The sequence below is a fragment of the Amycolatopsis sp. NPDC041971 genome (assembly GCF_055588925.1).
In genome coordinates, this window is sequence record NZ_JBVJCE010000007.1 from 249,128 (window position 1) to 274,123 (window position 24,996).

Here is a 24,996-nt window from a genome sequence, read left to right on the forward strand (position 1 = left end):
CGCACCTTCAATCGCTCAGCTCAGGTAAACGTATTCGTAGTCGAACGGTTTCCCATTGATGCCCTGGCGTGGCGGCGCCACCCAGCTCGCGATCTTTCCTCGCTCGTACACCGGGTGCATCAGCGATCGCACGAAGGTCAGGTCTTCGGGAGTGGGCAGCCACTTGCGTTTGCCGGCCAGCCAGGTCCGCTCGTCGACAACGGTGCCGTCGGGCGTCACATGGTGGCCGGAGTTTATGCCGACTTCGCGATTGAATCCAGGGTGCGGGAGGACGAATCGGAAGTCGATCCCGGCCTCCTCGAGGATCTTGTTCCAGCGGTTGACCCCGGTCTGGCAGTCGGCGCGGTACTCCTCCCGCAGGTCGAGGTTCAGCAGCAGGATGGCGGGGAGTTCTTCGGTCTCCCAGGTGCCGTCGGCCCTCGGCTTGGACAGCGTTCCGGCGGCGTCGGTGAGCTTGTGGTCGTCCTTGCGGCGGGTCTCCTGCCAGCGGCCTTTCAGCCCGGCGGTGTAGTAGTTCGCCGCGTTGGTCGAGGTCTCGCCGCCGAACAGGTCGAGCGAGACGGTGTAGTGGAAGTTGAGGTAACGCTGGATGACCTCCAGCGGGATCCCGCCGTGCCCGGCGATGTCGAAGGTGTCGTGCTCGCGGATCAGTTCGGCACTGCGGGTGACCACCCGGTCGACCCCGGTGGTGCCGACGAACATGTGGTGCGCCTCTTCCTTGAGCATGAATTCACAAGTACGGGAAAGCGGGTCGAAGCCGCTTTCCTTGAGGGTGCCGAGCTGGTATTTGCCATCGCGATCGGTGAAATAGGTGAACATGTAGAACGCGAGCCAATCCGCGGTCTCCGCATTGAAGGCGCCGAGGATCCGCGGGGCGTCCGGACTTCCGGAATTCCGGAGCAGCAACCCTTCCGCTTCATCCCGGCCTTCGCGGCCGAAGTAGGCGTGCAGCAGATACACCATCGCCCACAGATGGCGGCCTTCTTCGACATTGACCTGGAAAAGGTTCCGCAGGTCGTAGAGGCTCGGCGCGGTGAGCCCCAGCAGTTTCTGCTGCTCGACCGACGCGGGTTCGGTGTCTCCCTGGATGACGATGAGCCGCTGCAGGTCGGCGCGGTATTCGCCGGGGACCTGCTGCCACACCCGTTCGCCCTGATGCTCACCGAAGGTGAGGACGCGGTCCGGATCCGGTTCCGCGAGGAAGATCCCCCACCGGTAGTCAGGCACGTTGACGTGGTCGAAATGTGCCCAGCCGTCCCGGCCGACGCTGACCGCGGTGCGCAGGTACACGCCCTGTGTCCGCAGCGCGGGGCCCATTTCACCCCACCAGTCCAGGAATTTCGGCTGCCAGCCCTCCAGCGCCCGCTGGAGCCGCCGGTCCCCGGAGAGATCAACGTTGTTGGGGATACGTGCGTCGTAATCGATCTTGGTGGGCATGGGTTCAGACCCGCTTCCTGTCGAAGACGGCCTTCTGGCCGGTACCGTAGCGGCGCAGCGCGCCCTCGGGACCGGATGCGTTCGGACGGGTGAAGATCCAGTTCTGCCAAGCGGCCAAGCGGCCGAAGATCTTGCTTTCCAGCGTTTCGGGGCCGACGAACCGGTGGTTCGCCTCCATTCCGGTCAAGGCGTCCGGGCTGAGCGAAGCCCGTCCTTCCAGCGCGATCCGGATCTCGTCCGCCCAATCGAGGTCGTCCGGGGCGTCGGTGACCAGGCCGAGTTCGTGAGCCTCCGCCGGACTCAGCGGCCGGTCGCGTACTTCCGCGAGCCTCGTGACGTGCTCCGGGTCGCCGAAGAACCGGGACTCGAGGCGGGTCAGGCCGTTGCCCATCGGGAAACGCCCGAAATTGGCTTCCGACAACGTGATCGAGACGCGTTCTTCGCTTTCTTCGTCGTCGGCCGAAGACCTGCTTGCAGGGTCGAGCATCGACACTGGCGGACCGTCCAAGATGTACTGCCGGTCGGCGGCGAGCGCGAGTTCCAGCAAGAGCCCCGCGAAGCAGCTACCAGGTTCGATGAGCGCGATCAGGCTGCGACTGGTGACATCGAGCCGTTTCAGCGTCCGCTTGAAGTAATGGACGATTTCGTTGCTCAGACAGTCTTTCGCGTCGAACACGGCCCGCTCGTGTTCGAGAACCTTCACGGGATCACCTTCGGTGCGGAGTACCCAGGTGCCGAGTTCGGGTTCGTTGGTGCGCAGGCGAAGGATCGCGTCGTCCAATTCGCGGGTGACGTCCAGCAACCAGCCGTCGTCGTCCTCAGGTCCCTTGACGGTGATCGTCGCTTCAGTCTTGCCGCGGGCTATGTCGACGTAACGATGCTTCAGTGGCTTCAGCTCGACGCCTTCGCCGTCGAGCCGCTCGCTCGTCCGCGCGAACTCCTTCGCCCTGGCCAGTACGGCTTCGCGGAATCCCTGCCGCGGCACGAGCTCGTCGACGAGCCGCCACTCGACGGCCGTCCGCCCTTTCACCCCGTCGGGGCGGGTGGCGAAGACGTCGGCGAGGTCCCGCCGCACGCCGCGTTTGTCGACCACCCTGGTGAGCCCGCCGGTGCCGGGGAGGACACCGAGAAGGGGCACTTCCGGCAGCGCGACGGTCGAGGAGTTGTCGTCGACCAGCAGGATCTTCTCGCAGGCGAGCGCGATTTCGTAGCCGCCGCCGGCGCAGGTGCCGTTGACCGCCGCGACGTAGATCTGCCCGGAGTGCGCGGCGGCGTCCTCCATGGCGTTGCGGGTCTCATTGGTGAACTTGCAGAAGTTCACCTTCCACTCGTGTGATGACGACGCCAGCATGCGAATGTTCGCACCGGCGCAGAAGACGTTGTCCTTCGCGCTGGTCACGATGACCGCGCGGATCTCGGGATGCTCGAACCGCAGCCGCTGCGTCGCGTCGTACAACTCGATGTCGACGCCGAGGTCGTACGAGTTGAGTTTGAGCTCGTAACCCGGTACGAGACCCCCGTCGGCGTCGACATCGAGTTCGAGCCACGCGACGTCACCGTCGGTGGACAGTTTCCAGTGCCGGTAGCCGCCGGGATGACGTTCGAACGTCACCGATGTGGTCCGCGTCACCCTTCCGATTTTCTACATTGCACTGACTACCGTCAATGTCATGTAGAAAGTTGGTCACGCGTGCGCGGGTGCCCGGTTGAGCTTCGTCGCCGCCCAGGTCACGAACACCCACAGCGCCAGCGCGGAGACCGTGTCGGTGTAGATCGTGGCGAACCAGAACGCGGGAATCTGCGGCACGGCGATTAGGAAGTGACCGAGGCTCGCGAGGCCGGACAGCGAATAGACCATCAGGAACGCGAGCGCCCGCCAGTAACGTCCGCGCAGGTAGTCGCGGTAGCCGAGCACGCCGAACACCGTGAAGAGGACGTACGCGACGACGACCAAGATGGCGGTGGCGCCCACCGAGACCCCCTCGACCTGCGGATAGTCCGCCGCCCTGAGCACGTTGTGCGCGTAGTGCAGCGTGGTGGACAGCAGCGTGAAGGCCAGGATCAGCCGCAACGCGGTGAGTCCCCGGCTCTGAAGAGCTTCCATGTTCGCCCCCTTGCGATTTGATAGATCGCTCTAGCGAGAGCGTAGCCCATGGTGGGCGAGAGATGAAGGGACCTTTGCTACCGCGGGCGGCGGGCTGGCGTGACCGGGCCGACGACAGGACGGTGTGTGGGGATAGGGGGCCGCTTCACGCACGGGAGCAAGGGACCTTTGCTACCGCGGGCTGGCGTGACCGGGCCGACGACAGGACGGTGTGTGGAAATAGGGACGTTGAGTGTCCCTGTTCCCACACACCCCTCACCCCGCGTAGCAACGCTGACAGACCGTGTGGATTCTGGTGCGTTAGACGACCCGAAACCCACACGGTCACCTGAGGTGGCCGGGCCGCTTCACGCCACGGGATCAAGGGACCTTTGCTACCGCGTGGTGCCCGGCCTCGCCGCCGAGCGCAGGTTGCGAAAGGTGACCGGAGAGCGGCGATACATCGTGAAGGCACAGGCCCAGCGGGTCGAGAGCCCCTCAGCTCCCGGAATTGTCGGTGGGTGCGCGTAGACATGGACGAGTACCAGGATCCGCTCCGCGGACCGGATCCTGGTACTGGAGAAAGGACGACTGATCGAACAGGGCACGCACGCCGGACTCATCGAGGAAGGAGGCCTCTACCACGAGCTTCACGAAATCCAAGCCCGTGCGTATCGCGGCGAGTGAGCGGGTAACCGGTCGGGGAAAGCCCCGATCCAGTGGAGGAACCATGTCCGACCGGGAAGACCGCGAAGCAGCCGACGGCCCCAGCCCCGCCGACGCGTCCGAAGAGGCCATCCAGCTCAGCGCGCCTGACGGTGGTGAACCGGGGGACACCGAGCCGGACGAAATCGCCGAATACGCGGGCACTCAGCGGACCGCCGGGCCGGAAAGTCAGGCCATTCACATCGAAGACGCGTAGCCGTTTTCGCCGCCGACGATCACACTGTGCTGATGCCGGAGATGATCGCGGAAGTAAACGGCGTCGAGCTGTGCCACGAGACGTTCGGTTCGCCGGACGGCAGGCCGTTGCTGATGATCATGGGCCTGGCCTCGCAGATGATCTGGTGGGACGACGAGCTCTGCGAGGACCTCGCCGACGAGGGGTTCTTCGTCATCCGCTACGACAACCGCGACGCCGGCCGGTCCAGCCGGATGACCGGGCGGGTGAACCTGCCGCTCGCGTACGCCCTGCGCACGGCGCCGTACTCCTTGGCGGACATGGCGGGCGACGCCGCCGGACTGCTGACGAAACTCGGCGTCGAGAGCGCGCATGTCGTGGGCGCGTCGATGGGCGGGATGGTCGCGCAGACCCTGGCCATCGAGTATCCGTCGCGGGTGCGTTCACTGACGTCGATCATGTCGACCACCGGCAACCGGTTCGTCGGACGGCCGAGCGCCAAGGTGCTGGCGATGCTGCTTTCGGCGCCTCCGCGTGATCGTGCGCAGTACGTCGATTCACTGGTGCGCACCTTCCGCGTCATCGGCTCGCCCGGTTACTCCTTCGACGAGGCTCGGATGCGGGAACGGGCGGAGCGGTCGTTCGATCGCGGCGTCGATCCCGGTGGGACCGCGCGGCAGCTGGCCGCCATCGTTTCGAGCCGGGATCGCTTCCGCGCGTTGCGGAAACTCGAACTGCCCGCGTTCGTCGTGCACGGTTCGCGGGATCCGCTCGTGCACGTTTCCGGTGGCCGGGCGACGGCCCGCGCGCTGCGGGAGTCCGAAGTGGACATCGTACCCGGGATGGGGCACGACCTCCCGCGGGCGATCTGGCCGCGGTTGACGCGCGGGCTGGTCCGCACGGCCGACCGCGCCGACGTCAAGACCCGGCGAGCGTGATCGAGCCCAGATGCGAGAAGTGCGCCGCCACCCGTGAACCCGGGCGCACGTCGACGGCGTCGGTCATCCCGCCGGTGAGCACGATCCAGCCCGGCTCCAGCGCGAGCCCTCGAGCGCCGAGGGTGTTGGCCGCCAGCGCCAGTGCTTCCGCCGGATGGCCCTGTACGGCCGCGCCGGTGGCGGTGTCGACGATGGCGCCGTCGACCTCCAACAGCGCCGCCTCCAGCGAAAGGTCCACCGTGGACGGTTCGACGCCGACTGGGCCCAGCGTGAAATACGCCGAGAAACCGTTGTCCGCCACGGCGTCCGGCAGCTTGCCCCGGTAGTCACGGTAGCGACTGTCGACGATCTCGATACCGCCATGGACCCGGCTCACCGCCGCCATCGCGGTCGCCGCGGTCACGCCGGGCCCCGAGAGTCGTTCACCCAGCACGAAAACCAGTTCTGGCTCCGCACGCGGGTGGATCAGCGACGGCACCGGGACCCCGGCGGGCAGGACCATCGCGTCGGTCAGCCACGCGAGCAACGGCGTGTCGATCCCCATCCGTTGTCGCATCGCCTGCGACGTCAAGCCCAGCTTGACGCCGATCAGTGTCTCGCCGCGCTCCAGCCTGAGCCGGAGCGCCTCGTCCTGGATCGCGTACGCGGTGTCGACGTCCAAAGCGGGCCACGTGTCCGTCAACGGCTCGCGTTCTTCCCCGGACAGCAGCGTTTCCGCCGCCTCCCGCACATCAAGGCTCACGACCGCTCCTCTCCGGAGAACTTCGCGGTGACACTGCCGAGCCCCGCCATCGTCGCGACCACGGTGTCGCCGGGGCTCACCGGGATCGCGCGCGTCATCGAGCCCGGCAGCACGACGTGCCCCGGTTCGAGCGCGACGCCGAGCGGTCCGATCGTGTTCGCGAGCCACACCAGCGCGTTCACCGGCGAGCCGAGCACCGCGCCGCCGGCCCCGGTCGCCGCGATCTCACCGTTCTGATGCAGGACACAGCCCACCAGCCGCAGATCGACATCGCCGATCGCGGTCGGCCTGCCGCCGAGGACGACCCCGCCGGAGGACGCGTTGTCCGCGATGGTGTCGACGATGCCGATCTTCCAGTCCTGGATGCGGGAATCGACGATCTCCAGCGCCGGGACGACGAAGTCCACCGCCCGCAGCGCGTCCGCCACCGTGACCCCGGGGCCGCACAGCCGCGAGCCGAGCACGAACGCGATCTCCGGTTCGATCTTCGGCTGCAGGAATCCGCCGATCGGGATCGGCTGGTGTTCGAGGTGGAACATCGAACCGGTCAGATGGCCGTAGTCGGGCTGGTCGACGCCCATCTGCCGCTGCATGGCGGCGGACGCGAGACCGACCTTGTGCCCGCGCACACCGTCGCCGCGTTCGGCCCAGTGGTGGACGAGCCGCTGCTGGATGCGGTATGCGTCTTCCAGCGTCGCGGCGGGGTAGGTCTCGATGAGGGGCGCGATCGGCTTGCCGGTCTCGTACGCGCTGAGCAGCGCGGCCGCGGCCTCCTGCAGTGTGGAGGCGTCCATGGGCTCCTTCCGACAGTCGGACTCTGCCCCGCCCCCGGTGCCCGCACAAGACGCCCGTTCCACTGGCCGGTACGAGAAGATTAGGCCGAAAGTGTCTTGCGGGGCCGCGATCATCACCTAGCCTGCACCCATGTCCGATTGGGCGCTCTCCCGGGCGAAGACCAGGATCGACCGCCGTGAGGAGCTCGACGAGCTCACCGCGCGCATCCGTTACGAGGTGCGGGTGCACCTCAACGAGCCCCCCGCGCACAACGCCTACGACGAACTGACCGACATCTTCGCCATCGGGCACGCGGAGTGTTCGGCATTGCTCAAGCACCGCCGTGTCCTGCCGTTGTGGGAGCGGCTGTTGCTCCAGCGCTACACCCGACGGCTCTACGGCAAGGCCGTCTCCTCGACCGTCGGTGACCTCCCCGCCGACGCGGGGCCGGCGCCCGCGGCCGCGTTCGGCCCGGAGATCGCCTCACTTTCCCCCGATTCCGGTGACACCGGCGCGAAGTTCGACCTGCAGGGCCGCGGCCTGGTCAACGTCTTCCGGATCGCCGCCGGGAGGCACGGTGATATCTGGCCGGACCGCCACGACGTCGCGACGACGTCCGCGCGCAGCGTCTTGACCTGTTCGGCGGTATTCCTGCGGCGCCGCCCCTGGCACGTCGTCTGGCCGGTGTACCGGGTGCGCGGCCTGCGGCTCTGGAAGCTTTAGAGCCTGTTGATGGGTTCATCCGGAAAGTGACCATAGGAGTGAACCCGCCCTGGCCGAAGGCCCCGCTATCGCGGTGGCGGGGCGCGGACGCGGGTTCACCACCAGACACTCAGGAATTCACCGGCGTCCGCCGTGGTTGTATCGGATATGACCGATCGCGCCACCGAGATCCTCGCCGGTTCGAAGACGATCGCCGTCGTGGGCCTGAGCCGCGATCCGGCCAAGGCTTCGCACGGGGTCGCCGCCGTACTGCAGGCACACGGGTTCCGGATCATCCCCGTCCATCCTTCGGCCGACGAGTTGCTGGGCGAAAAGGCCTACCGCTCGCTCACCGACATCCCGGAGCCGGTCGACCTGGTCGACGTCTTCCGCCCGGCCGCGGACACCCCGCCGATCGCCGAACAGGCCGTCGCGATCGGCGCCAAGGCGCTCTGGCTTCAGCAGGACATCGTCTCCGCCGAGTCCCGCCGGATCGCCGAAGAAGGCGGCCTGGCCTATGTCGAAGACCGCTGCACGGCCGTCGTCCGAGCGGTCGCGAATCTGTCGGTGCGTTAGAAACGCACTCCCGCCCGAGCCCTCGCCGCGATTTTCCGGCGAGGGTTCTTTCATGTCCGTGAACAGAAAGATGACCCCTGAAGTCATACGCCGAATCGGAACCCACCTAACGGATTGGGCCGAACCGGTGATCTTGACCGGATGGCCCCGAGCAGGGAAAACTTGTCCGGTAGTCACTTTGTTAAGAGACCTTCCCAACGGTGGGCCGAGCTGTTAACGTCCGAACCCGCTTAGCGGAAACAGGTGCCGATCACCGGTACCCCGGTCCAACGGAGGGGCGAAGTGGGCACACCACGAGGCCTGGATTCCAGTGGCACACTCGAGCGCGGCCTAGCTGTTCTCGAGCACGTCGGCAAGAACCAGGAGATTTCCACCAACGCGATCGCCCGGACTCTGGGTCTCTCCCGGAGCGCCGCCTACCGCATCGTCGGCACCCTCAAGAACCTCGAATACCTCGAAGCCGATCGCGCCACCGGCCGCGTGCGGCTCGGCACCAGGCTGGTCGAACTCGGCGCCCGCGCGATGGCGGCGACCGACCTCCACCGGTGCGCGCCGCGCTATCTCGCGTCGCTCGCCGAGCGGAGCGGCGAGACGACGTATCTCGCCGTCCCCGACAACGACACGATGGTCTACGTCGCCACCGAACGCAGCGCCAACGCCGTCACCCTGGCCTGCCGTCTCGGCACCCGCCGCCCGCAGCACGCGACGTCGCTGGGCAAGGCGTGGCTGGCGGCACTGCCCGAACAGGACCGCGTCGAACGCATCCGCCGGATGAAACTCGACAGTCTCACGCTCAAGACGATCAACGATCCGGCCCGGCTGCTCGACGACCTCGCCAGGACGAGCCGTCGCGGCTGGGCCGTGGACGACGTCGAAAACGAACCGGACGTGGGCTGTGTGGCCGCCGCCGTCCGCGACCACACCGGACGGCCGATCGCCGCGATCAGCATCGCGGGCCCCGCCGGCCGGGTGCTCCGCCGCACCGACGAACTGGGCGCGACGGTGGCCGGGACCGCCGCCGCGCTTTCGCTCCGGCTGGGTTACGTCCGCGCGCAAAGGGGCTGAGGTGGGCTGGGTCCAGGACTAGCAGCCGGCGGGCTGTGGCTGTCCGCGGCGCTGGCGGCGTTGCCGATCGTCGTGCTGCTGGTCGCGGTATCGCTGTACCGCATGACCGCCGGGCTCGCCTTCGATTCCGTGGCCATGGGCCTCGTGTTCGGGGTGTGGTCGGTGGCCTGGATCGCGTTCCACGCCGTGTACTTCCACCACGTCACCGTCGCGACCGGACGGTTCGAGTGGCGACCACGGGGTGCTGTTCCCGTTGTTCTCCGCCTACATCGGCCGGCTGGGCGTCTTTCTCACCGGCTCGGACGCGTCGACGAACAGCCTCTTCGGGCCGATGCAGGTGATTTCGGCGCGGCAACCGCACGTCGACCCGATCCTCGCCGGTGCCACGAACACCTCCGGCGGCGTGATGGGCAAGCTGATCTCGCCGCGGAACCTGTCCATCGGCGTCATCGCGTTGCCGCACGCGACGGTGCTGGAGTTCATGATCCCGAGCCCGTGAAGTCGACGTGCAACCACTCGCAGCCCGCCGCTCGCGCGTGGGTCACGGCCGACGCGATTCATCCGGCGGCATCGCCTGCTCGATCATTGCGCGCGAATGAATTCCGGCCTCCGAAAATGTCCACAATGGTCACGCGATCTTTACCGGCGATTGGGCTGGATGGATGAACGTCAGCTTCGTTCACCGAAATGGGAACTACCGTTGTCCTCATGCCCATGACGCTGATCAAAGGTACGTTCCAGTTAGTCGGAGCCGCACCGGACGGCGATTCGGTGCGGTTCTATCCCGAAGATCCCCAGGCTACCAAGAAGGCGGGCCTGAAGGTCCGGCTCAATTCGCGGGGCGGGATGCAGTTGCGGCTCGACGCGATCGACGCGCTCGAAACGCATTACCAGGCCAGGGGAACCGGCGGGATGTGGCATCAGCCCGCGGAATTCGCCGACGCCGCCGCGACGAACCTGCTGAAGGTCCTCGGCTTCAAAACGGTCGAACGCGATGAACGGGGAAGGGTCACTTCGGCGACCCCGATCAAGGTACCGGGTCACATACTGACGCGATTCGCCGACAAATACGGACGAGCGGTGGCGTTCGCCTTTCCCGGACAACGGCCGGGAAGGTCCGCGGACCTTTCCAAGGTCCATCTCGACGTCAAAACGCTGAAGAACTCCGTGAACCACCGGCAGGTCGCGGACGGCCTCGTCTATCCGACGTTCTATTCACTGCTCTATCCCGATCTCCGTGCCGCTTTGGCCGAAGCCGCGATCAAGGCCCGTCAGGACGGGCTCGGGCTGTGGTCGCAGGACGTCACGAACTCCGGGTTCAGGCTTTCGTCGCGGCGTCAGCTGGCCGACGAACTGGTGATCCTGCCGAAACTGTTCCGCAGGCTCGTCGACTACCTCGCGCTCGACGAAACCGGCGGGGTCTCGCTCACCGGCTTCTCCGACTTCCTCGATTCCCGCGACGACCGCCTGTTCACCGTCCCGGACGGGCACGCCACGGAGTTCGAGACCCTGGTGAGCGTGAAGCGGCAGACCGTGAACCTGACGACCGAGCCCGAGCGGATCGTCTTCATCGAGGCGTGAATGTCGGCCCGTGTCGGCAAAAAGACCGTACCTGCCGCCCCTTCGCCGTGCTCATCTGAAAGGTGGAGAGGGAGCCGATGCAAGGACACGGTTCGCGACGGTCGCCGGAGGCCGGCGGGCGGATGGAGACAGCCTCGAAGCTCGTCGACGCCGTCCGCGTCTTGGTCGTGCGTTACTGCCGGGCGCGGATCGGACGTCGGTCGGGCACCTACGACATCGCCGACGAGATCGCGAAGGACAGCTGCCGCGAAATCCTCGCCGGGGCGGCGGGGGCGGCCGCGCCCCTCGCGTTCGCCTACGACGTCACGCACGGCCTCGTCGACGACTTCCACCGGACCACCGCCGAACTGCCGAACCCCCTTTCGGGGCTGCCGGGCCAGCAGCGCGAGATCATGGTGCTGCGGTCGCTCGTCGGGCTTTCCGCCGACGACACCGCGCTGGCGCTCGGCTGCACCGTGCAGGCCGTCCGGCTGGGCCAGCACCGGGCGCTGACCGCGCTGCGGCCGGCCCCCGCCTGACGCATTTCGTCCTCTGAACGCGGTAGTTGCGCGTGCAAGGACCGCATCCAGAGGACTAAACGCGGTCGCACTCCGCCGCGCGGTTCAGCAGGAGGGTGCGCTCACGGTCGTTCCCGGTCATCTCCGCCGCGCGCTCGAATTCGGCGCGGGCCTCGGCCAGACGGCCGAGCTTCGCCAGGAAGTCGCCGCGCACGCTCGGCAGCAGGTGGTACGACTTCAGCGCGGGCTCCGAGGTCAGCTTGTCGACGACCGCGAGTCCCGCTTCCGGTCCGACGGCCATCGACAGCGCCACGGCGCGGTTCAGTTCGATCACCGGCGACGGGTTCAGCTTCCCGAGCCCTTCGTACAGGGTCGCGATGCGTGCCCAGTCGGTCTCCTCGCCCGTTCGCGCCCGCGCGTGGCAGGCGGCGATGGCGGCTTGCGCGGCGTAGACGCCGAAAGCGCCGCCCGTGAGCGATTCGGCGAGTTCCAGGGCGGCGAGGCCGCGGCCGATCAGGAGCCGGTTCCATTTCGTCCGGTCCTGATCCATCAGCAGTACGGGTTCGCCGTTCGGTCCGACGCGCGCCGCCGATCGCGACGCCTGGATCTCCATCAGCGAAACGAGTCCGTGCACCTCGGGTTCCTTCGGCACGAGCCCGGCCAGTATCCGGCCGAGCCGCAGCGCTTCTTCACACAGCGCCGGCCGCATCCAGTCCTCACCCGCCGTCGCGGAGTAGCCCTCGTTGAAGATCAGGTAGATCACTTCGAGCACCGACTCCAGGCGCGCGACGCGGTCGGCCCCCTCGGGCACCTCGAACGGCACCTTGGCGTCGCCGAGCGTCTTCTTCGCGCGGACGATGCGCTGCGCGATGGCGGTCTCCTTGGCGAGGAACGCCCGGGCGATCTCGTGCGTCTGGAGTCCGCCGATCATCTTCAGCGTCAGCGCCACCCTGGCCTCGGTCGAAAGCACCGGATGGCAGGCGGTGAACACCAGTCGCAGCAGATCGTCCTCGATGTGGTCGTCGAGGCCCGCGGTGAAGTCGGGTTCCTCCTCGAACTCCTGCTCGCGGCCGATCTCGCCGAGCTTCCGTTCGTACCGCTCGTTGCGCCGGAAGGTGTCGACGGCCCGGCGTTTGGCCGTGGTCATGAGCCAGGCGCCCGGATTCCTCGGGACCCCCGACTCCGGCCACTGCTCGAGCGCGGCGACCAGCGCGTCCTGCGCGAGTTCCTCCGCGAGGCCGACGTCGCGCGTCATCCGCGCGAGGCCGGCGATGAGGCGGGCCGACTCGATCCGCCACACCGCGTCGATCGCCGAACGGGGGTCTGCTGTTGCCGTCACGCCGACCAATCAACATCGTCGGCGCGACGACCGCAACCACTAGTTCGCCTCGGCCTGCTCCCGCAGCTTCTGCTCGTGCTCGACGATCTCGGGAGTGGCGTTGTCGAAGTCTTCCATCTCCGCGACCCGGCGAATTTCGATCTCGCCCTCGCGGAACGGCGCGCGCTTCATCCATTCGATGACCTCGGCCTTGTCCTTGACCTGCAAGATCCAGAAACCCGCGATGAGTTCCTTGCTCTCGGCGAAAGGCCCGTCGACGACCCTGGCCTCGGTGGTGCCGGAGTACTGGAGGCGGACGCCCTCGGCGCTGGGGAGCAGTCCTTCACCCGCGAGCATGACGCCGGCCTTCACCAGCTCCTCGTTGAACTTCCCCATCTCCTGCAACTCCTCGGCACTCGGCTGAGCACCGGCCACGTCGGTCTTCTCGTCGCTCTTGACAATCACCATGAACCGCATCTCGAGTCTCCGTTCCCGGCGGGGCTCGTCCCCTGCCACATCAACGCGTCGATCGGGCACCCCCGGTTTCGACACGGTCCCCGAACTTTTTTCGCGAGTATTCGAACAGCCGCGAAACCGCAGGTCAAGGCCGCATGGGAGAATCCTGGGCCGTGGCGACCCTCCCCTCAGATCTCCGCTCCGCCCTCGATCAAGAGCTGGGCAAGTACCCGCAGAACAGGCTGACGCAGTCCGTCGAGCGGCTCAGCACGCGCTACCGCGAGAACAACCCCGCGGACGCGCCCATCCTCTCCTCCGAGATCGACATCGCGGCGTACGCGGGCTACCGGATGCCGGCCACGTACGCGGCCGTACACGCCGTTCTCGCCGAAGCCGCCCTTCGCGCTCCCGGGTTCGCTCCGCGCACGCAGATCGACGTCGGCGGCGGGACCGGCGCCGCGATCTGGGCGGCGGCCGACGTGTGGCCGTCGCTGGAGGAGAGCACCGTCGTCGAACAGGTCCCGGGCGCGATCGCGCTGGGCAGGCGACTGGCGGGGAACGCCGGTGGCAAGGCGGTCCGCGGCTCGACCTGGCAGCGCGGCCTGATCGACCCGGCCGCACCCGCGCCGGACGCCGATCTGGTGACCCTTTCCTACGTCCTCGGCGAGCTGCCCGAAACCCGCCGGGCGGACACCGTCCGCTGGCTGTCGGCGAAGGCCGGGATGCTGGTGCTGATCGAACCCGGCACGCCCGCGGGCTACGAACGGATCGTCGACGCGCGGGATCGGCTCGTCGAACTCGGGCTTTCGCTGGTCGCGCCCTGCCCGCACGAGGGCGCGTGCCCGATCCCGCGCGGCAAGGACTGGTGCCATTTCTCCGCGCGCCTCCCGCGCACCGGCCTGCACCGCCAGCTCAAGTCCGGGACGCTCGGCTTCGAGGACGAGAAGTTCTCGTACGTCGTCGCCTCGCGCACGGCGCCGGCACGGGCCGAAGGCCGGATCCTGCGGCATCCGGTCAAACGCAAGGGCATGGTCAGCCTGTCCCTGTGCGCCGAAGCCGGGCTCACCGAAACGATCGTCACCAAACGGCACGGCGAGGCCTACCGCGCGGCCCGCGACGCCGAATGGGGTGACGCCTGGCCCGGCCGGTGACCTCATGAGTGTGTCGCCGGGTCCTGCCGTCAACCCGGATGACGCGTGCTTCCAGCCGTAACTCGCGTGATTGGAGCCGTTCCGGCTCCAATCACGCGAGATCCGGCTCCAATCACGCGAGTTAAGGCTCCAATCACGTGTGTTCCGCCTCCAGTCCCCTCAGGTGACCTTCACGGACCTCGCCGCGCGGGATTGCCGATGACGGCGAGCAACGCGCCGAGTGCCGGATTGTCGTTGCCCCGCCGCCACATCAGTTCGAGTTCCACCGGACGGCCCTCGACCCCGCCCACCGGGCGCAGCACGACACCCTCGAACCGCAGCGCGGCGGCCGCGGCGGGCACCAGCGCGACGCCGAGGGCTGCCTTGACCAGTGCGAGCACCGTATGCACCTGACAGGGGTATTGCGTGTACTCCGGCAACACCCGGGCGGCGCGGAACACCGCCACGAGCAGATCGTGGAAGTACCGGCCCTCCGACGGCGAGTACATGATGAACGGCTCGCCGTCGAAGTCCCGGACGTCGGGATTCTTCTCGCGCCGCGCCAAAGGATGCGCGGAAGGCAGCGCCGCCAGCAGCGGTTCCCGCCACAGCGGCAAAGTCACGACGTCGGCGCCGGTGACCGGCGGCCGGATCATGCCGAGATCGATCCCGCCCGCCAGCAATTCCTCCACCTGCGCCGCGGTCGCCATCTCCCGCAGCACGAGATCGACACCGGGCACCTCGGCGTTCACCGCGCCGACGACGCGGTCGAGATACGAATAGGCGGCGGTGGCGGTGAAACCGAGCGTGACGACGCCGACCTCACCCTTCTTCGCCCGACGGGCATACAACGTCGCCTCTTGCGCCGAACGCAGTATCTTCCTTGCCTCGGCGAGAAAAACCCGTCCGGCGGGTGTCAGCCGGACCATACGGTGCTTACGGTCGAAAAGTTCGACCCCCAGTTCGCGCTCCAGCAACTGGATCCGTCTGCTCAACGGCGGCTGGGTCATCGAGAGCCGCTCCGCCGCCCGGCCGTAGTGCAGTTCCTCGGCCACCGCGACGAAACTCACCAGCTGTTCCAGGGAGAACACCCATCCAGTCTAGGTATCACCGGCGAGCGGACAAGCGCCAATCGGTATCGTTCAGCGCGGGATTTCCACTGTGCGGTCGATGATCCCGGTCGCGACGGAGAGAATCTTGCGATTGTTGCTCCGCGCGTAGGCGCACATTACGCCGAACGCGTCGTCCACCGAAACCCGGAGCCGTTCGGCGAGCACTCCTTTCGCCTGTTCGATGATCACCCGGCTGTTCAACGCCGTTTGCCGCCGCGCGGTGAGGGTTTCCTGCCGCCACAACAGACGGTGATGCTGGATGCCGATCGTGGCGATGTCCGCGAGCGCCTGCCCGAGCCTCGATCCGGCGTCGTCGCGCGAATCGGGGCGGGTGCCGAACAGGTTCAGCGCGCCGATCACTTCGTCGCGGCGGCGCACCGGCAACGCGTACACGGAACGAGATTGCGCGTCATCGCCCGGACCCCCGAAGAGCCGAACGGACGAGCCGGATGGCATCAATCGTCCGTTCAGCCGGTTCCGGTCCCCCGGTCCGGCCCTAGGGTGGGACCCGAGACCGCTCGTCCTGGCCCCCGGCGAACGTGTCCGCCGGCGAGCTCTGGAGGGGCCATGTGCGTTCGCATTCTCGAGACCCGGGCCAAACGGGGGAATCCCTTTCTCCGGCTGCTGGTCCGTATTCAGCTCAAGACGTCCTGGCGCTGAACGCGGGCGCGCAGCCTGCTGATCGCCCGGTGTTTGGTCACCCGCACGCGCGACGACGTCGTACCGAGCGCCGCGGCGGTCTCGTTCGACGTCAGTTCGCCGATCACCCGCATCCCCAGCACTTCCCGATGGGCGACGGGCAGGGACCGCATCAGCCTGCCGAGCCGGACCCCGAGGTCGGCCCGCAGTGCGCGCTGTTCCGGTTCGTCGGCGGCCATCGCCGGACGTTCGGGGAGTTCACCGGTCAGCACCTGTTTGCTCCGCGACGCCTTCCGGAAGGCGTCGGCGACCTTGTTCGCCGCGATGGCGCGCAGGAGGAACAGGAAGGAGCCGCCGCGCAGGCCGTGCCCGGGAAGCGCGACGAAGACCGCGAGGCAGATCTCCTGCGCCACGTCGGCCGGTTCGAGACAGGTCAGGTCGCGGCCGCCGAGGCGGATCTCGGCGTACTTCCGCGCCCACGCGTTGACGGCGGCCATGAGGTCGTCCATGCCGTGCGGCCCGCCGTCCACCGCCGCCTTGGCGAGGTCGTCCCAGCCGACGGGGGAAATCCACGTCTCGCCGCCGCCGGTTCTTCGCATCGGAAAATCGTCGTTCATGTCCCGCTCCCACGGATGAGAAACCCGGCCGCCGGGGTCCAGGACGGAACGCGGTCAACGGTAGTCGAGAGAACCGGCCACCTCAATCGACGAAGGTCCGCGACAAATTGTCCGCCCCGGCGGAAAACCGGACAGATTCCCACCAGTGGTCTGGACATCTCCGGGCCCGGCGACGTAACTTCCCGTGCTGAGACCCTTCGCCAAGGTCACACCCCAGGCCGGGAACGCGCCCCCGGCCGACATCCGCAAGCACCGCCGCGGCGCGTTCGCGTCCCGCGGCGGGATTCCGCCGAGGAGTGAATTGTGCGCATCCGTAAGAAGATCCGGCGCGTTTTGACCGCGTTGACGGTCGCTCTCCCCCTGGTCACCGGCGTTTCAGCGCTTTCGGCACCCACCGCGGTCGCCGCCGGCCCCGATCCGCTGCCTTTGACCGTCACCAACAATTCGAACCGCTCCGAGGCGGTTCATCTCTACGTACTCGGGACGAACCTCGACACCGGCAAACTCGGCTACGTCAACGCCGCCGGCGCCTTCACCCCGTGGCCTCCGGGGGCGAACCCGCCGAGCCCCGCGCCGGACGTCGCGATCGCGGGGCCCGGCAACGGCGGTTCGACCACGCTGCGGATCCCGCGGATGCTCTCGGGCCGCGTCTACCTGTCGTTCGGGCAGAAGATCAAGTTCTTCCTGACCCCGGACGGGCTGGTCCAGCCGGCGCCGTGGGCCGACGGCGACCCGAACCGCGACATCCTGTTCGACTGGAGCGAATTCACCTACGACAACGGCGGGTTGTTCATCAACAGCTCGCAGGTCGACATGTTCAGCGTGCCGCACGCCGTCGGGCTCACCAACGGGGCCGGTACGAACAAGGAGGCCGGACGCCTCAAGGCCGGCGGCCGCGAGAACATCTTCAACGCCGTCCAAGGCCAGTCCGGATTCTCGAATCTGGTGTACAACCGGCTGCGGGTCCTCGCGCCGGGCAAGGGGCTCGACACCGGCAAGTTCAGCGGGAACTACCTCGACGGCTATGTCACGAGCGCCTGGAACACCTACAAGTCGACACCGCTGACCGTGGTCCCGTTCGAGGCCGAACCCGGCAAGAAGTTCACCGGCCGGACCGGCGGGGACGACGTCATGCGCTTCACCGACACCTCGGGCGCGACGGTCGCGTCGTTCGGCAAGCCGAGCACCCGCGACGTCTTCAACTGCGACGGACGGCTTCACGCGCCGAACGATCAGGTCGTCGGCCCGATCGCGCGGACGCTGTGCGCGGCGCTGCACCGCTCGACCCTCGGCTCCCTGCACACGCAGCCGACCTACGACGCGGGCCAGTTCTACAAGCAGCCCGTGACCGACCACTACTCGCGGATCGTGCACGAGCAGATGGTCGACGGGAAGGCGTACGGATTCGCCTTCGACGACGTCGGGCACTTCGAGTCGCTGGTGCACGACGGCGACCCGCGCACCGCGCGGATCATCCTGACCGCGTTCTGAGCCGCGAGCGCCCGATCAGGGTAGTTCGCGCGGTTTCCCGAGTGAGTCGTGAGTGTCCGTTATGGACACCCACGGCCCGTCAACGCGCCCCGCTCCCGATCCGCCAGGCCGACATGCCGATCCCGCTCGGCTTGAGCGAGAACTTCGGCGGCTCGGGAGTGCGGAGGCGTTCCAGCTCCTCCGGTGTGTACCGCACGCATTTACGGTGCCACTCCAGGATTCCGGCCATCCAGTCCTTCATGTTGTCCGCGTATCGGGTCAGCACCGCGCGGACGTCGTCGTGGAGCCCGAGGTCGTCGCACATCCGCGGCAGATCCTCGTCGGCGAGCTGGTCGAACTGGTCCATCCGCGCGTTCATCAGCCGGGCCGCGATGTCACGGGCCTCGATCCGGTCGAGGCCCAAGAAACGCTCCACGACGTAGACCAGGTTGTGCACCTCGCCCTCGTATTCGACTTCCTTCTGGTAAGAGAAGAGATCGTTGGTGAACGTCGCGTAGTCCTGGGCGGCGGTGTCGAGTTCGAACAGCACCCGATTCTGGTAGATCTCCGGCGGTACGACATCGCCGAGCTGGAGCCGGGCGAGGCTCTTCGTCAGGTCCGAACCGAACGTCCGCCGCCGCATCTCCACGTAGTCGACCGGGTCGGGTACACGGTTCTGCGCCTGGTTCGCCACCTCCCAGACCCAGCTCGCGGTCATCCTCTCGATCGCCTGCCGGAATTCCGCCCGCGCGGGTGGGGCCAGCGGTCCTGCGGTGCGCTTCCACAGGTCCTCGAGGCCGCGCTCGACCGGGTTCGACGGCTTCGGCACCGGCTCGCCGTCGAGTGGCATGAAGAGGGAAAGGCGGTCATTGCACAGTTTCGCGGCGACGGGGTCCCTTCTCATCCCGAAGACGACTGGGAAGTAGTCGTCGCCGTAGGTGCCCCAGGTCAGCCAATCCGACGACAGTTTGAGCTGTTCGAGATCCGAGTCCGCGTGGATCATCGCGGCGCAGTGCGGCAGGTCGATGCCGCGCATCCGGCGCTCGTCCCAGATCCCGCCGTCCTCGAACATCCCCATCTCCCGCGCCCAGCCCGGCGCGTACTCCCGGGCGGCGGCGAGATGCGGACTGGTGCGCACGGGGTACGGCATGCGGAATTCCGGCAGCGGCAGCTGTCCCACCTTCGCGAACGGCGGAGGCGCCTGCTGCCGTACCCGCTGGGCCAGCCCCAGCCGGTTCGGCGAGAGCCGCAGCGATCCGGTGCCGAGCCCGCTCGGCCCGTGGGCGCCGGTCACCGGGCCCTCGTTCATGTACCGGCTCGACCGCGCGTGCCATTCGTGACCGCCGGACTGCCAGTCCTGCAGGCCTTTGACGTACAGGCCGATCCCGATCTGTTCGGGCAGCGAGACGTCGTGTTCGGCCAGCAGCGCGGGCACTTCGACGAGCGCGGTGTTCTCGAACTGCTGCAACCGCGAGGTCAGCAGGTCGTTGGTGAGTTCGGCGGCCTCCTGCGTCGGGCAGTCGAGGAACTTCTCGAAGACGAGGACGGCGTTGGAGTTTTCGCCCTCTTCCCGCACTTCTCGTTGGTAGGAAAAGAGATCGTTGCGAAGGTGGACGGCGTCGGCGAAGGTGTCACGCAGCACCTCCATCGGCCTGGTCGCGGCGATCCTGTCCGGCACTTCGGCACCGACGGCGTACTCGATCAGGTTCGCCGACCACGGCGCCCCGCCGACGCGACGGCGCATCTGGACGTATTCGATGGGGTTCGCGATCCGGCCGCGGTCGATGTTGTCCAGTTCCCAGAGCGATTCGACCATCAGGTTGTGCGTACTGGTGACGAAACGCCGCCGCCAGGCTTCCGACATCGAAGGAATGGTGCGCGCCCAAAGGTCCTTGAGCCCGGCTTCGGCGGGATTCTCCGGTTCCGGAGAGGTTTCCCCCGGCCCGGTCATGAACAGTTCCAGCCGGTCCAAATAAGCCTTCGCGCCCTCGGTGTTCCGGGTGTACTTGAATTGCGCGAGGAAATCGTCGTCGAAGAAGAACACCCAGACGTACCAGTCCGTGACCAGATCGAGGGACGGCCCGTCACAGTCCGGATGGGTGTGCGCGCAGAGCAGCGCGTAATCCATTTTCGCCAGCGCCTGTTCGGTCCAGACGACGTCACCGGACGGCGCCGGTGAATCGAGCATGCCCATTCGCCTGGACCAGGCCATACTGTGCGTTCGCGCCGCTTCGAGGTGCGGATTCATCCTGGCCGGATGCGGCACGTAGAACTCGGGCAAGGTGAAAGCCTGCATCGGCGACTGCCTCCCGCGCGGGTGTCGGATACGTCTCGACGTTTCCAGTCCGCGGCGGTGCCGGGCAACGGCCACCCGGGCGATTCGGTGCACCATGGAGTGAATCAGTCCCAGATGGACGCCGAATCGACATACGGCGCGAGCAATCCGCTCAAGACCTCGTCACCGTTCCCGGTCAATTCGTCCTCGGCGATCCGGCGGGCGACGCCGACCAGGAAATCGGCGGCCTGCACCCGCGGATCCGACCGTGAATCCACGAACTTCACCCCGGCCGAAGCCGGGCTCGACTCGATCCGGGCGAGTCGTTCGCCCTTGAGCGACGGTTGTTCGTCGTGGACGAGGAACACCTGCTCCCCGCCCTCGCTCCAGTACTCGACGGCGCGGAGGATCGCGGGCACCAGCGGATCGAGGAGCTTGGCGTCACGCGCCGCGGCGACCTTCGCCCGCAATTCCGCGGTGTCCCCGACCATCGCGAAGAACGACCCCGCCGCCGGATCCCGGCGGTTCCTGGTCCGCAGCACGTCGTTGAACGCGGCCAGGAGTTCGTCGTCCGGCCGCACCGCCGGGCCGACGAGTGCGCGGAGTTCGTTCGCCAGCAGCAGTTTCTTGTCCACGAGGTACACGTGCGCCCGCCCGTGGACCGGCCCGCGCGGGCCGAGGAACCATTCGAGGACCCGCCGGTGTTTCGTGCGGAGGAGGTGGTTGGCCTTGTACTCGACCGCCGGCGAGCGGATCCTGCGCCGCAGTTCGGCCAGGCATTCCGCGGCCTCTTCGGGACTCAACCGGACCCCGGCGTGCGCGAAGACGTCGGTCTGCCCGCCGATCAGTTTCTCGCCCTCGGACCCGGACTCGTCGCAGGCGATCTCCAGGGGCACGCTGCGCATCGTGCCCGATCACGGCGGCGCCGTCGACCGGGTTACGCGGGTTCGGGCAGCGGCTCACCGGTCTCGAGCAGCGTCTTGAGGCTCGACAGGATCGACGGCCAGCCGCCCTTGACCATCTCCAGCACGGTGCTGCCCTGGTCGAAACCGTCGTGCACGACGGTCAGCTTCACCGTGTCGCCGACGGGTTCGAGGTCGAACGTGACCTTCGACCGTGACTCGGCCTGAAGCTTCGCCGACACGTCGTCGTCGAGCCTCACCGACTTGGCGAACTCCGGGGTGAAGGTGTGCCAGGTGTAGGACAGGCGCCGGTACGGGTCGGACTCGAGGATGACCTGTTCGGGGTCTTCCAGCCGCACGCCGAGCTGCTCCCAGGCCATGGTCGACCCGGGCTTCCAGTCCGAAGTGAACTCACAACCCCAGTACTGCTTGGTGAAGACCGGATCGGTGAGCGCCTGCCAAAGCCGCTCCGGCGTCGTCCTGATGTAGCTGGTGTACACGAATTCGTCGGTGCTCATGGGTTGCTGCTCCAATGCCTTCTTGAGGTCGGCGAGCGCGTCGACCCGGCCCTGGTGGTACCGGTCGATCCAGCGCTCGGCGATCGCGTTGATCGGCTCCGCGTTCACGTAATGCAACTTCTCGCGGCCGCGGCGGACCGTGGTCACCAGGTTGGCCGCTTCCAGCACGGCCAGATGCTTGCTGACCGACTGCCGCGCCATGTCCAGCCCCGCGCACAGCTCACGCAGGGTCTGCCCGTTGCGCGCGTTCAGGTCGTCGAGCAACCGGCGCCGGCTGGTGTCCGCCAGCGCCTTGAAGACCTCGTCCATGCCGCTCTCCCTGACATGCAGCCGCCCGGCTGCCTTTTAACTTTAGGCAGCCGCGCGGCTGCCTGTCAAGGCCGGTCAGAACCGCACCACGACTCGGGGGCAAACGAGGAACCAACCTGCGTGCCGAGCGTCGATACAGGCAGACCCGGCTTGACCGACAACTTCAGGAGGGAGCACCCGAACGATGAGCACGAGCAGAGGCGTGGCCTGGGAAGGCTTCTTCAACACCAGGGACCTCGGTGGACTGCCGACCAAGTCCGGCGGCACGACCAGCCATGGAGCCTTCTTCAGGGCAGCGGACCTTCGTTTCGTCACGGAGACAGGTTGGGCCCAAGCGCGCGAGTCCGGTGTCCGTACGGTCATCGACCTCCGCAACGCGGACGAGATCCGGCCTCGCGAAACTCCGTTGACGGCACGGGCGGGCTCGGCACAGTTCGCTGCCACCCCAGAAGGTCCCACCACACCGACAGGCGTCGATCTGCTCGAAGTCCCGCTCGACGACATCGACGACATCGAGTTCTGGCAGCACGTCAACCGTGAGCGACTCAACGGCACCCCGCTCTATTATCCCGTCTTCCTCCAGCGGAAGGCCGAGCGTTGCGCGGCCGTCATCAAGGCGATCGCCGACACCGATCCAGGCGGAGTTCTGTTCCACTGCGGCGCCGGCCGAGACCGAACCGGCCTGATCGCCCTTCTGTTGCTCGCACTGGCCGACGTCGAACCCGAGGAGATCGCCGCGGACTACACCATGTCGACCGAAGGCCTCAAGGCCCTGTTCGCCGCGATGGGAACCGCCGGCCAAGAACCGATCATCCAGGCTGTCCTCATGGACCGGGGCACCACGCTCGAAGAGACCGTCATCGCGACCCTCGACGGCATCGACGTCGAGCAGTACTTGCTCAGCGCCGGCGTTACCAGCAGCGAACTCCACAACGTTCGCAACAGACTCTTGAGTCTCCCCTCGCACTGAAGCTCGCAACGGCTCCGGAGAGCCTTGGGAGTCCAGCGAACACCTGACAGCGCCGGTCGGTCCGCGACGCTAAGGGAGGGAGTTCGCACTTTCATCGCGATGAAAGTGCGCCGAAAGCGCGAGCCGCATTGTTCGCCATGCTCTTCGGTCGCGTCGTGGCCGCCACACGGACGACATCGTTCCCAAAGGTGCACGCAGCTCGGACGTCGAAGCCCCACGAACCTAACGTGGAGCCGCGACGCGGTACTGGTGCCAGTTCCGCGCGGCTTGGCAGAGCTTGTGCTTCCACGGTTGCGGGTCGTCGTCGGCGATCTGTTCCCAGAGGTGCACGTTGACCGCGGCGAAGGTGTCGATCCCGGCGGCCGGTGCTTCCTGCCAGGCGGGGATCGTGGCTGCCCAGGTTTCCGCCGTCCTGGGTGAGTGACCTTCGGCGATCAGCCACAGCGCCGCGCACGCGGGATCGACCCAGGCGGCGCCGAGGGTGGGCCATGCCCAGTCCACGATCCTGGCCCCGCTGCTGGTGACGAGGATGTTGTGGGGGTTGAGGTCGGTGTGCAAGAGCTGATCGCCGGCCAGCAGAGCCAATTCGCGCTGATCGACGTGGCCCGCCCAACGTTGCTCGATACGTGCCAGTGACAGCCCTGGTGCCGGCACCTGTCCGAGCCGGGTGAGAACAGTGGTCAGCTCGCCGAGGTCGGCGGAGCCTGGTCGTAGGTCAGCGTGATGTCCACTGAGGTGTTCGAAGCCGAGGATGTTCCATCCACCGGTTTCGACCTGCCAGCACAGTGCGGGCCCGATGCCGGCGATGTGTTCGGCGATGGTGGCCTCGCGCAGCTGCGTGGCGATACGACGGTGGTCAGCGGGCATGCCTTTGATGAACACCGAGGTGCTCGTGGTGTGCAGGATCGCCGTGAGACCGGAGTTCAGCCCGGAGCTGATCGGGTCCACGGCGTGGATGGTCCCGGTTTCGTGCTCGACCGCGTCGCGAACGGTGGCGGGCAGGTCGAACCACGCGGTGCGTTCTCTGGTGTCGTTCAGCATGGCGCGAGCGGTCGAGGTGGTGTTCATGCGGGCACCGTGGTGGCGAAGCCGAGGGTGATCAGGCCTTCGGAGCGGAACAGCAGGTCCGACGGGCCATCAGCGGCGGTTTGCAACAGCTGATAGTCGGCGCGGTGACGTTCACCCCAGGCGGCGGCGTGCCGCCACAGGGCACGGCCATGTCCGCGTCCGCGGCGGTCCGCCAAGACGCCGAAGTACTGCGGCAACATCGCCGACGCGCCGTGGCGGTCGGTCATCGTCGCCAGGGGCCCGATCGCGCCGACGATTCGCTCGTCCACCACGGCGACGAGGATCGGACCGTCGACCAGACCGTCACGCCAGCGTCGATGCAGGAATTCGAAACCCATCCCGGGCAGCTGCTCGGCGAATTCCCAGAACGTGTTTCTCACCTGCGCGGATGTGGCGTCCAGGTCGAGCACCGCTGCCCCCGATACGGGCGGGACGCCGGTGGCAAGTGATGCGCCAAATGCTTTGAGCAGGATCCGGGTAGTGCTCTGTGTACTTTCCGTAATTACGGCGGCGTCGTCAGGATGGAACCAGACAAGACGACCGGCGCGGGCGCCGTGTGTCACGCACCAACGGCGAGTCACCTCCCGCAGCGCCACGACATCGGGCCGTTCCAGGCTGTAGACGTAGACCTTGATCGTGGCTCTCCCCCGGTGCGACAGAGTGGGTATGATCGTGAGGTCGGGACAGTGCACGATCTCGTCGGTCAGCACGGTTTCAAATTTGGCCGCTGACCAGCGGCTTTCCTTGTCGAACGACAGCATCGTCCCCGCGGCAGCGGCGGCGATGACCTCGTCGAAGATCTCCGGCTCGAGGATGTCCGGGTGCACTGGCCCAAGGGTGGGGACATACGGGACGTGCAGGACACGGCGCAGCCACTGCGGACGGAAGCGCATGGCGGCACGCTACCCGGACGGCC

The 24,996-nt window shown here is 67.3% G+C and carries 25 protein-coding genes and 2 pseudogenes; 12 read left to right on the top strand and 15 right to left on the bottom strand.

What is annotated here, in order from left to right; genetic code table 11:
- Window positions 1–15 precede the first annotated feature (15 nt).
- From boxB to ACZ6DT_RS17095, 3 genes are read right to left on the bottom strand one after another with little or no spacing between them, the layout of a single operon-like run.
- Window positions 16–1,437 carry a benzoyl-CoA 2,3-epoxidase subunit BoxB gene (gene boxB / locus ACZ6DT_RS17085; RefSeq protein ID WP_465595432.1) on the bottom strand — a complete coding sequence of 474 codons (1,422 nt, stop codon included), beginning with the start codon at window positions 1,435–1,437 and terminating at the stop codon, window positions 16–18.
- 4 nt (window positions 1,438–1,441) lie between these two features.
- Window positions 1,442–3,067, bottom strand: a complete 1,626-nt coding sequence (gene boxC, locus ACZ6DT_RS17090) for a 2,3-epoxybenzoyl-CoA dihydrolase (RefSeq protein ID WP_465595434.1) — start codon at window positions 3,065–3,067, stop codon at window positions 1,442–1,444.
- Window positions 3,068–3,121: 54 nt separating this feature from the next.
- On the bottom strand, window positions 3,122–3,541 hold the full coding sequence (locus ACZ6DT_RS17095) for a hypothetical protein (RefSeq protein WP_465595437.1): 420 nt from the start codon (window positions 3,539–3,541) through the stop codon (window positions 3,122–3,124).
- A 709-nt stretch (window positions 3,542–4,250) separates the two neighbouring features.
- Here ACZ6DT_RS17095 and ACZ6DT_RS17100 point away from each other — a divergent pair.
- Both ACZ6DT_RS17100 and ACZ6DT_RS17105 read left to right on the top strand, forming a co-directional pair.
- A complete protein-coding gene (locus ACZ6DT_RS17100) occupies window positions 4,251–4,442 on the top strand; it encodes a hypothetical protein (protein WP_465595440.1) in 192 nt (63 codons plus the stop codon).
- 32 nt (window positions 4,443–4,474) lie between these two features.
- Window positions 4,475–5,359, top strand: coding sequence for an alpha/beta fold hydrolase (locus ACZ6DT_RS17105; RefSeq protein ID WP_465595443.1), 885 nt, complete (start codon window positions 4,475–4,477; stop codon window positions 5,357–5,359).
- Here the strand turns inward: ACZ6DT_RS17105 and ACZ6DT_RS17110 are convergent.
- Window positions 5,340–6,101 (bottom strand): 2-keto-4-pentenoate hydratase, encoded by a 762-nt coding sequence (locus ACZ6DT_RS17110; RefSeq protein ID WP_465595446.1) that lies wholly within the window; start codon window positions 6,099–6,101, stop codon window positions 5,340–5,342. The two genes, ACZ6DT_RS17105 and ACZ6DT_RS17110, sit on opposite strands and share 20 nt — an antisense overlap.
- Window positions 6,098–6,895: a 2-keto-4-pentenoate hydratase gene (locus tag ACZ6DT_RS17115; RefSeq protein ID WP_465595449.1), complete on the bottom strand. Its 798-nt coding sequence runs from the start codon at window positions 6,893–6,895 to the stop codon at window positions 6,098–6,100. Before ACZ6DT_RS17115 ends, ACZ6DT_RS17110 begins: the two co-directional genes overlap by 4 nt.
- 130 nt (window positions 6,896–7,025) lie before the next feature.
- On the opposite strand from ACZ6DT_RS17115, the gene ACZ6DT_RS17120 reads away from it, so the two are divergent.
- From ACZ6DT_RS17120 to ACZ6DT_RS17150, 7 genes and pseudogenes are all read left to right on the top strand, one after another.
- Window positions 7,026–7,598, top strand: a complete 573-nt coding sequence (locus ACZ6DT_RS17120; protein ID WP_465595451.1) for a hypothetical protein — start codon at window positions 7,026–7,028, stop codon at window positions 7,596–7,598.
- Between the two features lie 147 nt (window positions 7,599–7,745).
- Entirely contained in the window at window positions 7,746–8,153 is a 408-nt protein-coding gene (locus ACZ6DT_RS17125) for a CoA-binding protein (RefSeq protein WP_465595454.1), read from the top strand.
- 282 nt (window positions 8,154–8,435) lie between these two features.
- Window positions 8,436–9,218, top strand: a complete 783-nt coding sequence (locus ACZ6DT_RS17130; RefSeq protein WP_465595457.1) for an IclR family transcriptional regulator — start codon at window positions 8,436–8,438, stop codon at window positions 9,216–9,218.
- Between the two features lie 60 nt (window positions 9,219–9,278).
- A pseudogene (locus ACZ6DT_RS17135) lies at window positions 9,279–9,434 on the top strand (hypothetical protein); the annotation flags it as partial.
- Window positions 9,435–9,456: 22 nt separating this feature from the next.
- Window positions 9,457–9,717 (top strand): annotated as a pseudogene (locus ACZ6DT_RS17140) (L-lactate permease); the annotation flags it as partial.
- A gap of 209 nt (window positions 9,718–9,926) precedes the next feature.
- Window positions 9,927–10,799: a nuclease gene (locus ACZ6DT_RS17145; protein ID WP_465595460.1), complete on the top strand. Its 873-nt coding sequence runs from the start codon at window positions 9,927–9,929 to the stop codon at window positions 10,797–10,799.
- A gap of 122 nt (window positions 10,800–10,921) precedes the next feature.
- A complete protein-coding gene (locus tag ACZ6DT_RS17150; protein WP_465595463.1) occupies window positions 10,922–11,317 on the top strand; it encodes a sigma factor-like helix-turn-helix DNA-binding protein in 396 nt (131 codons plus the stop codon).
- 55 nt (window positions 11,318–11,372) lie between these two features.
- On the opposite strand, the gene ACZ6DT_RS17155 is transcribed toward ACZ6DT_RS17150, so the two are convergent.
- Together ACZ6DT_RS17155 and ACZ6DT_RS17160 are read right to left on the bottom strand one after the other, a co-directional pair.
- On the bottom strand, window positions 11,373–12,644 hold the full coding sequence (locus tag ACZ6DT_RS17155) for an RNA polymerase sigma factor (RefSeq protein WP_465595466.1): 1,272 nt from the start codon (window positions 12,642–12,644) through the stop codon (window positions 11,373–11,375).
- A 30-nt stretch (window positions 12,645–12,674) separates the two neighbouring features.
- Window positions 12,675–13,091, bottom strand: coding sequence for a YciI family protein (locus ACZ6DT_RS17160; RefSeq protein WP_465595469.1), 417 nt, complete (start codon window positions 13,089–13,091; stop codon window positions 12,675–12,677).
- A gap of 134 nt (window positions 13,092–13,225) precedes the next feature.
- Between ACZ6DT_RS17160 and ACZ6DT_RS17165 the strand changes: the two genes are divergently transcribed.
- A complete protein-coding gene (locus ACZ6DT_RS17165) occupies window positions 13,226–14,221 on the top strand; it encodes a small ribosomal subunit Rsm22 family protein (RefSeq protein WP_465595472.1) in 996 nt (331 codons plus the stop codon).
- A gap of 170 nt (window positions 14,222–14,391) precedes the next feature.
- Here the strand turns inward: ACZ6DT_RS17165 and ACZ6DT_RS17170 are convergent, their stop codons facing one another.
- From ACZ6DT_RS17170 to ACZ6DT_RS17180, 3 genes are all read right to left on the bottom strand, one after another.
- On the bottom strand, window positions 14,392–15,291 hold the full coding sequence (locus ACZ6DT_RS17170) for a LysR family transcriptional regulator (protein WP_465595475.1): 900 nt from the start codon (window positions 15,289–15,291) through the stop codon (window positions 14,392–14,394).
- Between the two features lie 51 nt (window positions 15,292–15,342).
- Window positions 15,343–15,705 (bottom strand): ANTAR domain-containing protein, encoded by a 363-nt coding sequence (locus ACZ6DT_RS17175; protein WP_465595478.1) that lies wholly within the window; start codon window positions 15,703–15,705, stop codon window positions 15,343–15,345.
- A 242-nt stretch (window positions 15,706–15,947) separates the two neighbouring features.
- A complete protein-coding gene (locus tag ACZ6DT_RS17180) occupies window positions 15,948–16,568 on the bottom strand; it encodes a sigma-70 family RNA polymerase sigma factor (RefSeq protein ID WP_465595481.1) in 621 nt (206 codons plus the stop codon).
- A gap of 303 nt (window positions 16,569–16,871) precedes the next feature.
- Here ACZ6DT_RS17180 and ACZ6DT_RS17185 point away from each other — a divergent pair, with 303 nt between their 5' ends.
- Window positions 16,872–18,059, top strand: coding sequence for a beta-1,3-glucanase family protein (locus tag ACZ6DT_RS17185; protein ID WP_465595484.1), 1,188 nt, complete (start codon window positions 16,872–16,874; stop codon window positions 18,057–18,059).
- A gap of 79 nt (window positions 18,060–18,138) precedes the next feature.
- On the opposite strand, the gene ACZ6DT_RS17190 is transcribed toward ACZ6DT_RS17185, so the two are convergent.
- The 3 genes from ACZ6DT_RS17190 to ACZ6DT_RS17200 all read right to left on the bottom strand — a co-directional run bounded on the left by ACZ6DT_RS17190 (window position 18,139) and on the right by ACZ6DT_RS17200 (window position 22,042).
- The gene (locus ACZ6DT_RS17190; RefSeq protein WP_465595487.1) at window positions 18,139–20,334 is read right to left on the bottom strand and encodes a terpene synthase family protein; all 2,196 of its coding nucleotides are present in this window, start codon (window positions 20,332–20,334) and stop codon (window positions 18,139–18,141) included.
- A gap of 104 nt (window positions 20,335–20,438) precedes the next feature.
- Complete coding sequence (locus ACZ6DT_RS17195; RefSeq protein WP_465595490.1) at window positions 20,439–21,218, bottom strand: DUF3800 domain-containing protein; 780 nt, start codon at window positions 21,216–21,218, stop codon at window positions 20,439–20,441.
- Window positions 21,219–21,250: 32 nt separating this feature from the next.
- Complete coding sequence (locus tag ACZ6DT_RS17200; protein WP_465595493.1) at window positions 21,251–22,042, bottom strand: ArsR/SmtB family transcription factor; 792 nt, start codon at window positions 22,040–22,042, stop codon at window positions 21,251–21,253.
- A 184-nt stretch (window positions 22,043–22,226) separates the two neighbouring features.
- On the opposite strand from ACZ6DT_RS17200, the gene ACZ6DT_RS17205 reads away from it, so the two are divergent.
- On the top strand, window positions 22,227–23,012 hold the full coding sequence (locus ACZ6DT_RS17205) for a tyrosine-protein phosphatase (protein ID WP_465595496.1): 786 nt from the start codon (window positions 22,227–22,229) through the stop codon (window positions 23,010–23,012).
- A 222-nt stretch (window positions 23,013–23,234) separates the two neighbouring features.
- Here the strand turns inward: ACZ6DT_RS17205 and ACZ6DT_RS17210 are convergent, their stop codons facing one another.
- Window positions 23,235–24,080: a phosphotransferase gene (locus tag ACZ6DT_RS17210; RefSeq protein WP_465595499.1), complete on the bottom strand. Its 846-nt coding sequence runs from the start codon at window positions 24,078–24,080 to the stop codon at window positions 23,235–23,237.
- Window positions 24,077–24,973: a GNAT family N-acetyltransferase gene (locus tag ACZ6DT_RS17215; RefSeq protein ID WP_465595502.1), complete on the bottom strand. Its 897-nt coding sequence runs from the start codon at window positions 24,971–24,973 to the stop codon at window positions 24,077–24,079. The genes ACZ6DT_RS17210 and ACZ6DT_RS17215 overlap by 4 nt, the downstream gene beginning before the upstream one ends.
- Between the last annotated feature and the right edge of the window lie 23 nt (window positions 24,974–24,996).